The organism is Vibrio ostreae (assembly GCF_019226825.1).
GTDB lineage: Bacteria > Pseudomonadota > Gammaproteobacteria > Enterobacterales > Vibrionaceae > Vibrio > Vibrio ostreae.
Map to the genome: position 1 here is coordinate 401,705 of NZ_CP076643.1, position 14,469 is coordinate 416,173.

13 protein-coding genes are annotated in these 14,469 nt (G+C 51.6%); 5 read left to right on the forward strand and 8 right to left on the reverse strand.

Features of this window, described 5'->3' with window-relative positions; genetic code table 11:
• Positions 1 to 99 precede the first annotated feature (99 nt).
• Positions 100 to 1,041 (forward strand): chemotaxis protein CheV, encoded by a 942-nt coding sequence (locus KNV97_RS08120; protein WP_136482763.1) that lies wholly within the window; start codon positions 100 to 102, stop codon positions 1,039 to 1,041.
• A 64-nt stretch (positions 1,042 to 1,105) separates the two neighbouring features.
• Here KNV97_RS08120 and KNV97_RS08125 read toward each other — a convergent pair whose 3' ends face one another.
• The 4 genes from KNV97_RS08125 to KNV97_RS08140 form a co-directional block, all read right to left on the reverse strand.
• A complete protein-coding gene (locus KNV97_RS08125) occupies positions 1,106 to 4,177 on the reverse strand; it encodes an error-prone DNA polymerase (RefSeq protein ID WP_218562860.1) in 3,072 nt (1,023 codons plus the stop codon).
• Positions 4,178 to 4,208: 31 nt separating this feature from the next.
• Positions 4,209 to 5,738 carry a Y-family DNA polymerase gene (locus tag KNV97_RS08130; RefSeq protein WP_218562861.1) on the reverse strand — a complete coding sequence of 510 codons (1,530 nt, stop codon included), beginning with the start codon at positions 5,736 to 5,738 and terminating at the stop codon, positions 4,209 to 4,211.
• A gap of 2 nt (positions 5,739 to 5,740) precedes the next feature.
• Positions 5,741 to 6,415 carry a translesion DNA synthesis-associated protein ImuA gene (imuA, locus tag KNV97_RS08135; protein ID WP_218562862.1) on the reverse strand — a complete coding sequence of 225 codons (675 nt, stop codon included), beginning with the start codon at positions 6,413 to 6,415 and terminating at the stop codon, positions 5,741 to 5,743.
• Between the two features lie 127 nt (positions 6,416 to 6,542).
• Positions 6,543 to 7,286, reverse strand: a complete 744-nt coding sequence (locus KNV97_RS08140; RefSeq protein WP_218562863.1) for a YciK family oxidoreductase — start codon at positions 7,284 to 7,286, stop codon at positions 6,543 to 6,545.
• An 89-nt stretch (positions 7,287 to 7,375) separates the two neighbouring features.
• Between KNV97_RS08140 and sohB the strand changes: the two genes are divergently transcribed.
• Positions 7,376 to 8,437, forward strand: coding sequence for a protease SohB (gene sohB, locus KNV97_RS08145; protein ID WP_136482773.1), 1,062 nt, complete (start codon positions 7,376 to 7,378; stop codon positions 8,435 to 8,437).
• 188 nt (positions 8,438 to 8,625) lie between these two features.
• Here the strand turns inward: sohB and KNV97_RS08150 are convergent, their stop codons facing one another.
• On the reverse strand, positions 8,626 to 9,573 hold the full coding sequence (locus KNV97_RS08150; RefSeq protein WP_218562864.1) for a LysR family transcriptional regulator: 948 nt from the start codon (positions 9,571 to 9,573) through the stop codon (positions 8,626 to 8,628).
• A 125-nt stretch (positions 9,574 to 9,698) separates the two neighbouring features.
• On the opposite strand from KNV97_RS08150, the gene KNV97_RS08155 reads away from it, so the two are divergent.
• Positions 9,699 to 10,172: a GNAT family N-acetyltransferase gene (locus tag KNV97_RS08155; RefSeq protein WP_256612643.1), complete on the forward strand. Its 474-nt coding sequence runs from the start codon at positions 9,699 to 9,701 to the stop codon at positions 10,170 to 10,172.
• A 119-nt stretch (positions 10,173 to 10,291) separates the two neighbouring features.
• Here the strand turns inward: KNV97_RS08155 and KNV97_RS08160 are convergent, their stop codons facing one another.
• The gene (locus KNV97_RS08160; protein WP_218562866.1) at positions 10,292 to 11,185 is read right to left on the reverse strand and encodes a DMT family transporter; all 894 of its coding nucleotides are present in this window, start codon (positions 11,183 to 11,185) and stop codon (positions 10,292 to 10,294) included.
• Entirely contained in the window at positions 11,182 to 11,451 is a 270-nt protein-coding gene (locus KNV97_RS08165) for a hypothetical protein (RefSeq protein ID WP_136482779.1), read from the reverse strand. Before KNV97_RS08165 ends, KNV97_RS08160 begins: the two co-directional genes overlap by 4 nt.
• A gap of 97 nt (positions 11,452 to 11,548) precedes the next feature.
• On the opposite strand from KNV97_RS08165, the gene soxR reads away from it, so the two are divergent.
• Positions 11,549 to 12,001, forward strand: coding sequence for a redox-sensitive transcriptional activator SoxR (soxR, locus tag KNV97_RS08170; protein WP_240798103.1), 453 nt, complete (start codon positions 11,549 to 11,551; stop codon positions 11,999 to 12,001).
• A 174-nt stretch (positions 12,002 to 12,175) separates the two neighbouring features.
• On the opposite strand, the gene KNV97_RS08175 is transcribed toward soxR, so the two are convergent.
• Entirely contained in the window at positions 12,176 to 13,372 is a 1,197-nt protein-coding gene (locus KNV97_RS08175; RefSeq protein WP_136482783.1) for an MFS transporter, read from the reverse strand.
• Positions 13,373 to 13,564: 192 nt separating this feature from the next.
• On the opposite strand from KNV97_RS08175, the gene KNV97_RS08180 reads away from it, so the two are divergent.
• Complete coding sequence (locus KNV97_RS08180; protein WP_218562867.1) at positions 13,565 to 14,458, forward strand: LysR substrate-binding domain-containing protein; 894 nt, start codon at positions 13,565 to 13,567, stop codon at positions 14,456 to 14,458.
• Positions 14,459 to 14,469 lie beyond the last annotated feature (11 nt).

Sequence of the window (14,469 nt, forward strand, 5' to 3'; positions counted from 1 at the left end):
CATCTCTCCGGTTTACATTTGCCACTCGGATTATATTTACCTGCGTGAATATGGCTATACTGTGTAGCGTTGTCATGTGTCTATTTATTGGGATTTTGTATGTCGGGTATTTTGAATACGGTCGATCAGCGTACCAATCTGGTAGGTGAGAACCGCCTGGAATTGTTATTGTTCAGTCTGAATAGCCGCCAGGTGTTTGCTATCAATGTGTTTAAAGTTCGGGAAGTGATTAAAGTTCCGAAAACCACTAAGATGCCAGGCTCTCATCCTAACATTATCGGTGTCGCCTCTTTACGGGGTGTCTCAGTCCCGATTATTGACCTGAGGCAGGCGATTGGCTTCCCGCCTTCGCGCGAGGAAAATCCGGAGCAGAATCTTATTATCACCGAATACAACCGAACCGTGCAGGGTTTTCTGGTCGGGCAGGTGCGTAATATTGTCAATACCGCGTGGACTGAAATTCAGCCACCGCCAAAATCGGTCGGGCGTTCGAACTATCTGACCGCGATTACTCAAATCAAAGAACAGGATCAGACCAAGATCGTTGAGATCATTGATGTGGAAAAAGTACTGGCTGAAATTATTGAGTATGATGTGTCGATCTCCGAAGAGATCCTGGATCCGACTCTGGTCAATGACATGGTCGGTCGTAATGTTCTGATCGTGGACGACTCCTCGACAGCGCGTAACCAGATCAAGGGGACCTTGTCTCAGCTCGGTCTCAACATCATTGAATGCAGTGACGGCCTGGAAGCGCTTAATTTCCTCAAGGGTTTGTGCGATAAAGGCAAGAACATCAACCAGGAATTGCTGATGTTGATCACCGATGCCGAGATGCCGGAGATGGATGGCTATAAGCTGACCTATGAAGTACGTAATGACCCGCGTATGGCCGATCTGTTTATTACTCTGAACACCTCGTTAAGTGGCAGCTTTAATGAAGCCATGGTGCAGAAAGTCGGGTGTAACCGATTTATCTCCAAGTTCCAGCCGGATTTGTTGGTGGAAGCGGTGCAGGATCGCCTGCGCGAACTTATTTAAGTGGTATTTGCATAAGCTATTTTTTTAAAGCGCTGATAGTCAGCGCTTTTTTATTGCCAGCTTGTCAGTGGAAATCGCGGGAACGGGTCTGTAACTGTTGCAGCTTAGGGGTGAGATCGATAAGACGTCCGGCAATGACGTGAATGACACTGCCTTCCCGCTCCAATATGCCTTTTACCATCAGCAGCTTAGCACCGATATAGGCACTTTTTTGGGCTCGTGCGGTGGCCTGCCATACCACCACATTAATATTGCCGGTGTCGTCTTCCAGAGTAAAAAAGGTCACACCAGCGGCGGTGCCCGGTGACTGACGTCCCGTGACCACACCGACCACGGTCACCAGTGACTGATGAGCCAGATCCGTCAGATCGCGCTGGCGGGTAAAGCGTCCCAGTTCTCCGGCCTGGTCAAGCAGGGTGACCGGATGCTGAGTCAGCGACAGTCCTAAAGCAGCATAATCTTCCAGCAGAGTGTCGAAATCACTCGGTTGGTGAGCCAGCGGCGGCGCTTCTTCTTCCAGGGTGGCAAACAGCGGCAGATCGCTGAGTGAGTCCATCATTGCCCAGCGTGTGGCATAGCGGTTATCGACGATAGCGTGCAGCGCATTGGCAGAAGCCAGCGCTTCAAGATCGCGCAGGCTAAGTGCACAACGTTTCAACTGCCCCGGATGATGAAAGCCCTGAGGCGGGCGCTGCTCAATCAGTGCCTGAGCGCCGGCCGCGCTGAGCCCTTTGATCTGGCGCAGACCAAGCCGTATGGCCAGTTGCTGCTGATGTTGCACGACCTGATGATCAATGGCGGAGTGGTTGACACACACCGGTAGGACACTGATGCCATGGCGGCGGGCATCCTGAATCAGCTGTGAAGCGCTGTAAAATCCCATCGGCAAACTATTGAGCAGCGCAGTGTAGAACGCTTGCGGGTAATGGTATTTCAGCCAGGCGGAACAATAGGCCAGCACAGCAAAAGACGCGGAATGACTTTCCGGAAAGCCGTATTCACCAAAACCACAAATCTGCTGATAAATCCGTTCGGCAAAGGCTTGCTGATAGCCACGTTGTCGCATGCCATCGACCAGCTTGTGTTTGAACTTGGCCAGCTCACCATTCTTCTTCCAGGACGCCATAGCACGGCGCAGTTGATCGGCTTCACCGCCGCTGAACCCGGCGGCGACCATGGCCAGTTTGATCACCTGCTCCTGAAAAATCGGTACACCCATGGTGCGTGACAGTACCGCTTCAACCTCCCGGGAGGGGTAAGTGATGGGCTCAAGGCCATCGCGCCGTTTGAGAAACGGATGCACCATATCACCCTGAATCGGCCCGGGGCGAACAATCGCTATCTGGATGACCAGATCATAGTAACAGCCGGGCTTCAGGCGCGGCAGCATACTCATCTGCGCCCGAGATTCTATTTGAAATACCCCGACTGTATCAGCACGCTGAATCATGCCATAGACATTGCTGTCATCCTGCAAACGGGTGATAGCGGCAATGTTCAGACTGCGCTGGTGGTGCTCTTCTACCAGGGCAAAACATTTTCGAATCGCAGTCAGCATGCCCAGCGCCAGCACGTCGACTTTAAACAGCCCGAGACTTTCCAAATCGTCCTTATCCCACTGGATAATGGTGCGCTCCGGCATGGCGGCATTCTCGACCGGAACCAGCTCATGCAGTGGTCCGGAAGAGATAACAAAACCGCCGACATGCTGAGATAAGTGACGCGGAAAACCGATCAGCTCACTGACCAGTTCAATAAACTGCTGGCCTTTAAGTGATTGCGGCTCCAGCCCCAGCTCGGTCAGTTGTGCCTGCCAGCCAAGAGCTTTATCCCGGCGGTTAACGTTCTGGATAAAAAAATCGAGCTGCGCCTGGTTGATGCCGAGTGCTTTGCCGACATCGCGTACTGCACTTTTAAAGCGATAGGAAATGACGGTGGCCGCCAGTGCGGCCCGCTCACGGCCATATTTTTGATACAGGTACTGAATGACTTCTTCACGACGTTCATGTTCAAAATCGACATCAATATCCGGCGGCTCGTCGCGCTCTTTACTGATAAAGCGTTCAAATAACACGCTGATCTGGCGCGGGTCAACCGAGGTGATTTCCAGGCAGTAGCACACCACGGAATTGGCTGCCGAGCCACGTCCCTGATAGAGAATGCCACTGCGTTTGGCAAACATCACAATGTCATGGATGGTGAGAAAATAGTAGGGCAGGTCAAGTTCGCCAATCAGTGCCAGCTCTTTTTCAATCAGTATCTGAATGTCTTGCGGTACCCCGTCAGGAAAACGCAGTGCTTTACCGCGTTCCACCAACTGGCGTAAATAGGCCATCGGTGTGATGCCCTGCGGTACCAGTTCGCTGGGATAGTGATAGTGCAACTCGCTGAGCTGAAACTGGCAGCGCTTGGCAATCCGCACACTCTCTGCCAGCCATTCGGCGGGAAACAGCTTGCTGAGTTTATTCTGACTGCGCAGTGCACGTTCGGTATTGCTTAGTAGATGGGCCTGAACCTTGTCCAGTGGCTGGCTATGGGCAACAGCGGTCAGTACATGCTGCAGGGGCAAGCGGGTCGCGTTGTGCATCAGTACGCCGCCGCAGGCGGTCAGCGGTAGTGCCAGTTGCTGGGCTAGCTGACAACAATGAGCGAGATACTCTTGATCCTGCGGCCCCAGATGGCGCTGTACTCCTATCCATAGACGGCCGCTGTGATGGTGTGTCAGCCATTGCCCCCAGTGCGTGTCACGCTCGTGGTGGCCCGGCAACCATACCAGCAGGCAGTGGCGCGCGGACATTACATCCCATTCCGACAGTTGATAGTGGCCTTTTTCACTGCGGCGACGGGCGTTGGTTATGATGCGGCACAATTCAGTGTATGCCTCGCGATCCGGGCACAGCAATACGAAGCGGCATTCATCATTCAGGGTAAATACGCTGCCGACAATTTGCCGGATGCCAAGCTGATGTTGCTTAATCGCAGTGTGAGCACGTACTACGCCGGCCAGTGAGCATTCATCAGTGATGGCAATCGCGTCATAGCGCAGAAAATCAGCTTGCATCACCAGCTCTTCCGGATGGGACGCGCCAGCCAGAAAGGAGAAATTACTCTGACAAAACAGTTCTGCGTAAGCCATAAAACCTCTTCAATTCAAACGGGTTGTGAAATTAACTGAACTGCCCGTGCACAAACCACTGCTGCTCGGGGGTACGAAATACCCATAGCCAGCGTCCCTGAGGAGTGCGGGCAATGAAATAGTCACGAATAATGTTGTGGCCGTCCCACCATCCGGTCGCAATCCGCTCCGGACCGTGGATAAGCGAGATCGGTTCCTGTAACGGCTGCGGCTGCGGTAAACGAAGGCTCGGTCTCAAGCGGCCAGAAGCGCGATGACAGGCAGAGTTAAGGCTTTGGGGCGGGGTACTCATTACGCTGACCGGTTGATCGGCAGGCAAGTAACGGCTGCGCAGCTCTGGACGGGGATCGTCACTTAACAGCAGTTTACACACTTGCTCTGTGCCCAGTTTGGCCTGCAGAAGGGTGATCAGTTCTGCGGAGCTCTGCTGACCCTGGCGGGCGCGAAAAAAGTCACCAGGAGTTTGTTCGGCAAGGCCGGAGCGAATGACTCGCAGGCTGAGGCTAAGTACTGGCCGGGTCAGTTGCACAGATTCCATGCTCAGCCAGCACAGCCGAGACCATTTGAGCGCCTGATATTCCCCTTGCGCTGAAGTAAAGCGCACCACATCGCATGCGTCATCGCGCTGTTGCAGCATCAGTTCCAGCTCAAACGCGACCTGATTACGCAGGGTGAGAAAGGCTTCCAGTCGTTTGAGCAGGCGGCGGAGGGGCTTTTCCAGCCACTGTACATTGTCTATCTCATACAACAGATCAAGATGGGCGTGGAAGGCCTGCGGAGGATGATAAAAGCTGAGCGGGTGTTTAAAGTGGCCAAGCAGGCGCCCGACATAGTTGACCAGGTCGATATCAAAGCGGCGTGCTATCTCTTGCATGGGTAGCGCCAGCAGAGCCTGAATATTCCGAATCCCCACCCGGGCGAGTTTGTCGATCTGCTTAGCATCCAGCTCGGTGGCACTGAGGGGATAATGCTCCAGTCGCTGACGCAGCGCTTGCTCGTCGCCGCAGATCCAGTCGGCTGCACTTTTGGCGAGCAACGTCGCAGCAAGAGGAGAGAAACCGCTGGCGTAGTGATAACGCACCTGACGCTGGTCCAGATGCTGACTCAGCGCCTGCCAGTAATTATTCAGTCCGGCGTACAGCGACAGCATATTGGTCACCCGCAGCAGCAGCCCCTGCGGCGGACAGAGCACGATATCGCACGTCAGCAGATACAGCCATTGAGCCAATTCCTCAATCGCTTGCCGCTCTCTGTCCGCTTCATACGGATAGACCTGAAGCTCGCTGCATAAAGCTGCCGCGCTGCCAAGCCCCATGCCCGGTTTGATGCCCTGCTTAAGCGCGGACTGACTGGCCTGCACCACCTGATGAGCAGGTCCGTTGACGATCACCACCGGTGCGGCAGCACGCTCTGCTGCGGTTTCAGACGCAGCCGGTGCCGTATCCGCGGACATGTTCTCAGCAGTCATACTTACTGCCGTCATATTCTCTGCGCATGGGGCCTCTGCAAACATCGTATCGAGCTGCAGGTTAGGAAAATGCAGATAGATCCATAGAGTCATGGTCAGCCCTGTTTACGCAGCGGAAATGGCACCACCACTGAAGAAGGCAGCGGCAGTACGAGACGTGACCAACGCTCTGCCATCGACAGGGTAAACGCACCGAGCGGCCAGCCGCCTCTGCGCTTCGGCACTCGTATTTCGAGTCCCTGCGGGTGGGCACTGAGGGATAGCGTCAAAGTAACCGGCAGTGAAAATAGGTTATCTTGTGCCGAACGGAAGAGAAAATTCAGACAATTTCCTGTTTCGCAGGCAACCTGCAGGCGCCGGGCGTGATGCACTTCCAGTTTATCCTGCCACAGCAGAACCTGGCTGCAGGCGCCGCTTCTGGCACACTGTTCGGCTGACCATAATCCATCTTTTTCTGATTTTGGCGTCACAATGAGTACGTTTTCGATGTTAATTCCGTCATTTCTCAGACTTTCAGCATCGACAATACCTGGCGGGTTGATCAGCACGGTCAGGCGCTCACCATGTTGCTTAAGGTAAGGATACACCAGGCGCAGTTCACCAATCCCGCTCTCGGAGTGGATATCGACAACACCATGCGCCGGGAAGCCGCCGCACAGCTTGTGGTCCAGCTCGTTGAAGCCGGTTGAATGAGTATCCGGTTCAGACTGGGTTTGCGAACCCTGCCAGAGCCAGTGTTTATTTTTGAGGTGTTCGATCAGTTCATACATAACAATTTACCTGTATATATGTACAGTATATTTTGTTGTGTTGAACATTCAAGGAAAATGTCGGCTCTGAAAAACACAAAGCCCTGCTCACAGAGCAAGGCTTTGAATTAATGAGATCTTTTGTGACTTATTTTTTCGGTTGCGCGTCAATGCACTCGCCGTGTACGGCTTTGCCTTCCGGTGCCATCAGGTACAGATAGAGCGGCATAATATCGAGCGGTGTCTTCAACTGATTGGCATCTTCCGCTGGGAACGCTTTGGCACGCATACCGGTACGGGTGCCGCCCGGGTTGATGGCATTGACACGAATCCGGGTATCGCTCAGCTCATCGGCCAGTACCTGCATCATACCTTCAGTGGCAAATTTAGATATAGAATAGGTGCCCCAGTATGCACGGCCAACGTGGCCCACGGTTGAACTGGTGAATACCAGGCGGGCATCGTCTGATTTGTGCAGTAGTGGCAACAGCGCCTGGGTCATCAAAAACTGGGCTCTGACGTTGACCTGCATCACTTCATCAAAAGTCTCTTCACCAATTTGATCGAACGGGCTCAGCACCCCCAGCAGGCTGGCATTGTGCAGCACACCATCCAGACGACTAAACTGGCCTTCAATCGTATCGGCCATATCGAGATAATTCTGTTTGCTCGCGCCTTTCATATCGAGCGGAATGATGGCCGGTTGCGGGTAGCCTGCGGCTTCGATTTCATCGTAAGTCTGTTCCAGCTTTTTCACTGTGCGGCCGAGCAGGATCACGGTCGCGCCATGTGCGGCATAAGAGAGTGCCGCTTGTTTTCCGATGCCGTCACCTGCGCCGGTGACCAGAATGACTTTATCTTTGAGGGCATCTGCAGAAACTGAATAATCCACGTTACGTTTCCTTATTCTTATGATTTGCTTTAAGTCTTCGTGACAAGGTGGTTACAATACACCAATTCGCATTGAAGAGGATGAACACATTGGAATTTTTATTAGACTACGGCCTGTTTTTGGCCAAGATTGCGACTGTCGTCGTCGCTATCGTAGCAGTGTTAGTCATTGTTAAATCCAGCGGCGGAAGACAAAGCTCAGCCAAAGGTGAACTGGAAGTGACGAACCTGACCGAGCAACATAAACAAACCGTGGAGCAGCTGGAATCACATCTTCATGACGACGCCTTTCTGAAAGCCCGTCATAAAGCGGATAAGAAAAGCGAAAAGGAAAAAGCCAAAGCGCGGGGAAAAGAGATCAAAAAAGCAGCGAAAAGCGGCGAACTTGAGGCGAAACATGAGCCTCATCTGTTCGTGCTCGATTTCCATGGCAGTATTGATGCTAAAGAAGTCGCGGCGCTGCGGGAAGAAGTCACCGCGATTCTGGCGGTGGCGAAACCTGGCGATGAAGTGCTGCTGCGTTTAGAAACCGGTGGCGGTATGGTGCATGGTTACGGCCTGGCGTCATCTCAGCTGGATCGCCTTAAAGCAGCCGGCCTGCCGCTGACGATCTCGGTCGATAAAGTTGCTGCCAGCGGTGGTTACATGATGGCGTGTATTGCCGATAAAATCGTCTCTGCACCGTTTGCGATTGTCGGCTCCATCGGGGTCGTGGCTCAACTGCCAAACTTTAACAAATTGCTGAAAAAGCATGATATTGAGTTTGAACAGCTGACCGCCGGTGAGTACAAACGTACTCTGACCATGTTTGGTGAAAACACCGATAAAGCGCGTGACAAATTTAAGCAGGAGCTGGAAGAGACTCATGTACTGTTTAAAGATTTCATTCGCGAACATCGCCCGGCACTGGAACTGGATAAAGTCGCCACCGGTGAACACTGGTTTGGTACTCAGGCCAAAGAACTCGGTCTGGTCGATGAGATCACAACCTCAGACGATCTGATCGTTGAAGCGTGCAAAGACAAAACCGTACTGGCTATCCATTACGTGCAGAAGAAAAAGCTGACCGCTAAACTGGCTGGCGCAGCAGCTGAAACTGCGGACAGTGTGCTGCTGAAACTGGCAAGCCGTGGCCAGCGTCCTATCGTGTAATCAAAGTCTAATACTTATATGAAAGCGCTTCCTCGAAGCGCTTTTTTTATCGCCGCAGAACCAAAAGAAAATAAACGGGACACACACCGTTATTACAGCGTTACAAAGTTGATTGCAGGATGCCGGTTTAGCTGAGTATTACTTCTCATAACGGATGTGTGTCCCTTAAATGGATATCAGAGTTGCCTTTATCTGCTGGTATTAGTGAGTGTCGTGCCGTTCTGGCCTGATAGTCGGCAGAGTAATTGAATCAACCAACTGACTTTGGCCTCTTTTTCGCGCACTTTATGCCAATATAATTTTATCTGGAAGTCGGGGATAGTGATGGGCGGTGCACGGTAAATCAGACCGAGCGAATTACTCACAGTTTGAATATACACTTCCGGGATAGCGAGAAAATACGGGGTGTTTTTCAGCAAGTAAGGCGCACTAAGCACGCTGGGCAGTGTCATTACGACCTGGCGTTTTTTGTTTATTTTTGCCAGCGCGCTATCCACAATCCCTCGTGACTCATTCCAGGGAGTGACCAGAATGTGCGGATAGTCCAGAAAGTCTTCAATCCGCATAACTTTCTTTGTATCGGCCATTTCATGCTGGCTGTCCATCGCAATACAGTAACGACCTGTGGTCCAGACCGCGTTGCCGATGTGGGCTGATTGCTCGGCTTCGTGGTCAAATCCTAACGCCAGATCGACGTCACCGGATTCAAGTTTTTCTGCTGGTATCTGTTCATTACTTTGCACTATCCGAACACCGATATTCGGGTAGTGTCTGGCAAGATAAGCATTCAATTCAGGCAGTACACACCAGATACTGAAATCGTAGCCGGAGATAATGAACTGATGTTGCCCGTTGGCTGGTTCAAAGGGGACGGCATTATTCAGACCGGATTGCAGCAGGCTGACAGCCGGTAATACCGATTCTGCCAGCAACAGAGCGCGCTCTGTTGCCACCATCTTGCCGTTAATACGAATAAACAGCTCATCATCCAGTCGCTCACGCAGACGAGCCAGGCTATGGCTGCAGGCCGACTGGCTTAGATGAAGTTTTTCAGCCGCCAGGTGAACAGACTGAGTCTGATAAATGTAATAGAAGACCTTGATCAGATTGAGGTCCAGATTTTCCAGCGTCGCCATAAGCTTCCTTTATCACCTTACCGCATATGTGAATATGATGCAGATTAACTATGAATACAATGCACTTAAATCATAATGTCCGGGTCGATATACTGTTCATACACCACAAAGAAAGGAAAGTAGTGATGAATATTCGACCGGCAACCCTAGGTGATGTCAGAGTGATTTTGGTTTTTATTAAAGAGCTGGCGCAATATGAAGAGGCACTGCACTGCGTACAGGCCAATGAAGCGGATATTGTGGCCAGTCTGTTCAGTTCAACTGCAACCGCAAAGGCACTGATTTGCGAGGTTGAGGGACGCCCGGTGGGGTATGCGGTCTACTTCTTCAATTATTCCACCTGGCTGGGTAAAAATGGTCTCTACCTGGAAGATCTCTACGTGACGCCTGCGTACCGGTCCTGCGGAGCAGGAAAGCGCCTGATGAAAACGCTGGCCGAGATCGCGCTAGAGAATAATTGTGGACGGTTTGAGTGGTCAGTACTGCACTGGAATCAACCGGCGATCGATTTCTACCAGCATATTGGTGCCGAAGAGCAATCCGAATGGCGAATCTATCGTTTGACCGGCGAGGCTCTGCAGCAGTTTGCCGAGGCGTAATTAACGTTCAGATGTAACGTGTGGAACGGATAATATTTAAGGGGACACACCCCTTGTTGAGTGATATTTTGGTGTGTGTCCTGGATAGAAAACCAGAGTGTTTGCTCGTTGTCCTTTTGTTATGACTGCTTCGTGCGGCTTGGCATCTGATTAAGCAGCAAAGCCAGCAGTATCACAGCCAGTGCCAACCAGGTTGTGAGAGGCAGCATTTCATCACTGAAGATCAGGCCGAAAACAACACCAAATGACGGAACCAGATAATTTGTCATTGATGTGAACACCGCACCGGCATTTTTCACGCTGATCATGTACAGATAATACACAACACCTGCGCACATGACTCCGAGGTAGATAACGGAAAAGACGTTAAAGACGGAGAGTTGATTGAAGTGCAAAGAAGCTAACTCAGTGGGGGCTTCAAGCAGGGTCAGAGCAGTAAGCTGCAGGCTGGCCATTATCAGAACATTCCTGGCGACCATCAGCGGGTGTTCATCGCGAACGCGGTTAAGCAGAAGCAGGGCGATGGCAAAGCAGGCAGCAGCGAGTAAAATGGCTCCCGCACTAGTAAGCGGAATGGTCTGGTCTTGTGAGGATAGCGCGGGATAAAACAACAATAATAAGCCGCCAAATCCCATGACCACACTGAGTAAACTGTACACACCTATTGTACTCCCCCTGATCAGCAGTGGCGCTAACAATAGGGTACAGAAGGGAACTGTACCCATTAATACGGCGGTCGTGGCGCTGCTCAGTTGGATCTGCCCCCAGGGAACAAGAATAAAAGGTATAACGGCTTCCAGCAGGCCAATAATGCAAAACAGCCCCCATTGTTTATTTTTGCTCTTCAGACCTGAGCACTTACACAGAATTATCAGTGTCAGCGCACCGAATAATGCTCGTAAAGTGGCTATCCACAGTGGAGAAAAGAGCGACAGTGCCTGTTGCTGAAAAATAAACTGTGAGCCCCAAATACCACCGATAATAAACAGGACTGAATAATTCCTTACCTTCATGATTTCTCCTCATCGACAGCAGGAGCACATTGGTCAGAGATCGATTTAAAGGCTGTGGCATCGACTTCAACTTTCATTCCGTCCAAAGCAAGGCGAGGTACCGGAATCACCGTACTGGCCGACAACTGATTTTGCGGCCAATATCGCTGTCCGGAAATAAAAATTAATCTGCCATTACCGGGAGCCGATATGGAGTGGCAAAAGCCGAAAGGTATCGGGTCAAACAGATTATCGGGATTAAGCCCAAAGGGCAGATTAGATTTCATAGGGTAACCTTTTATGATGATTAAAAATAAGATTGGCCAAGTATAAAAGTTCAAGTTAACTTGAGGTCAATAAAGGATGTTGAATTGGCGTTGGCTTGTGACAAAAAAGGTAAATACAAACTATCTGACTATCGGTCAGCTCGCTGAGCGCAGCGGGGTTGCGACCTCGGCACTGCGTTTTTATGAAGCTAAAGGTCTGATTGTTTCGATTCGGACGGAGGGGAATCAGCGCCGCTATTTGTTATCGATGCTGCGCCGTATTGCTTTGATTCAGGTCGCGCAGGCAGTCGGCTTTACTCTGGAAGAGATCACGCAAGAACTGCGTGGATTGCCGCTACACAAAGCTGCAACGAAGCGGGATTGGGAGCGGGTAGCTAAAAAATGGCAAGCGGACTTAGACCGTAAAATGGCTCAAATACAATCTTTAAGAGCGAATCTGACCGGCTGCATCGGTTGCGGGTGCCTGAGTATGAAAAAATGTCATCTGTTGAATCCGGAAGATAAACTCAGCCAGCAAGGAAAGGGTGCCCAACGAATCGGAATGGAGTAACGAGAACAGGTGAATTTTTAGCTCACTCGGGCTAAATCGACAGGACGCCCGCGAGTGTCCTGTCACATCATATTGCTGTTGCCAAGAGACGGTTTAGTTTGCTGCCTGTAACTCGGATGAGTTTTGATAAGGCGGGTAGTCAACATCGCCCTTTGTATCATCGGCGGTGAGCGGTTAAATCGCTCTGGCAATCGGGCGTTTGACCTGGCGCTCGGTAGCATAGATATAAGTGGCCAGCGCAAACAACGTTATGCTCAGGGCAGCGATCAGCCAGAAGACATCCAGCAGACTGCCGGTGTTTTCATTGACGATGCCGGCCAGCAGATTACCCAGCGCGCCACCCATGCCGAACGTGACCATACCGATGCCGTTGATCTGCATGGTTGACTTGGAGCTGTAGCGGCGGCTTATCCAGCCGGAAACGACGCCCCAGACCGGGAAATACATCAGGCCGTAGCCAAAGCCTGCCACCATAACGAATTTGGCGGGGTTGTAGGTGAAGGCGATAAGTCCCAGGGCAAAAGCGCCGAAAATCAGTAATAGCGCGAGGCTGTGACCACGTTTATCAGCCAGTTTACCGATAAAGAAGCCTGCCACCATGCCAGTAAATCCGATCACACTCCAGGTATAGCCTCCCAATGCCGAAGGTAGATTAAGCTGGGCCAGGAACGTATTCAGCCAGGTTGAAAAGGTCATGGTTGAGCAACCGACCAAAAACAGCATCAGACAGGAGAGGAAAGCAGTGCGTTCACGCAGTACGATGGAAAACAGCTCGCGGGTGCTGAGTGCTTTGGTCACTTTGATATTGTCCAGGTGCGGTTGACTGCGGAGATGTTTGAGCAGGTACATGGTGGCTATCAGCGTTACCAGCCCCATCACAGAGGCGACAATCCAGCCACTGCGCCAGCCCAGAACCGGTACAACCAGTAAAATGATGAGGCCGTTCAGGCTGCAGCCCCAAGCTGTGCCGCTGGCGGACACGGAAAGGTTGGTTGCGGTGCGTTTTTCTTCACCATAGCTGGTGGTCAGCTCAACAATGCCTCCCCAGCTCATAGCGGCGCTGGCGGCTAACACGGTCAGTACGCCAATCATAACCAGCGGATCGTTGAGCCAGGCCATAGTAAACAGCAAGACAGTGGTCAGTGAACCGGTAGCTAACAGTAAACGGCCGGAATCGATGCGATGCCCGATCACACCGAGAGCCATGGCGCCGGACAAATAAGAGATTTGGGTCAGAGCCCCTGCCGCGGCAAGGTACCAGCTGCTGATCTCAATTGAGGATTGCATCATCGGCATCATGGCCGCAAACAGAAACAATCCAAAGCCGTGACTGATAACCTGGTTAAAACCAAATGTCATTGCCATGCGCATCGTAATCCTCCTTGTCCAAGGTACTTTGGCCTCAACTGATTACCATCTAACCAGGAAAAGTCACTGAACCTAAAATGTTAAAAATTAACAATCCAGCTACAAAATAGCGATGACGCTATACTATGGGCTTGCGTTTATTCGGTAAATCGATAAATATTCAATTCTACGTTCGGATTTATTGAAAACTCAGCCATGCATGACTTACCTATTAATCTGCTGCGTACTTTTATGATGGTGGCAGACACTCTGAATCTTACCGAGGCGGCCAGGTTATTACACAAGGCTCCGTCTACGGTGAGTATGCAACTCAACCGCCTGGAAGACCTGGTGGCGAATCCGCTGATGGAGCGCGGCCAGCACGGCGTGCGCCTGACGGCGGCAGGAATGCAGCTCAAAACCCATGCCCAGCAATTGCTTAATCTGCACGATCAAATTGTCGGCTCTTTCCTTAACATGGATATTGACGGGGTAGTGCGACTGGGAACGCATGATCAGTATGCCAGCCAGACACTGGCCCCGATTCTGCAGGATTTTATCCTCAGTTATCCGGAAGCGGAGCTGGAAGCGTTTTGCGACTATCGTCCCGATCATCTGGTTGACTTACTGGATAAAGGCAAGCTCGATATCGCGTTAGTCGAAATGCTGGCCGGAACCCAAGGCGGAACGCGGCTGCGGCGCGATGAATTAGTCTGGATTGGTTCGAAAGATCACTTCGTCCATACCCATGCAGTGCTGCCGCTGGTGGTGTTTTATGAGGGGTGTCAGCATCGTCAATATGCCTGCTCTGCGCTGGAAAAAGCCAGGATGCCTTATCGCATTGCGTTTACCAGTCAAAGCCGATCCGGAGTTCTGGCGGCGGTACGTGCCGGAGTCGGGATTGCCGTGATGCCTTATCATACTCTGGAGGACGATCTGGTTATTTTAAGCGACCTGCCGGAGCTGCCGGATATGGAAGTAACCCTGTTCACATCTCCCAAAGTCAATGAAGCCACCCGGCGCCTGGAACAGATCATTATTAACAGCCCGGTGTTTAACCCGGTAGTAGTGGAAGTCGGGCCATCCATCGAAATCCAGACTAAGGGATAGCAGGAAAATAG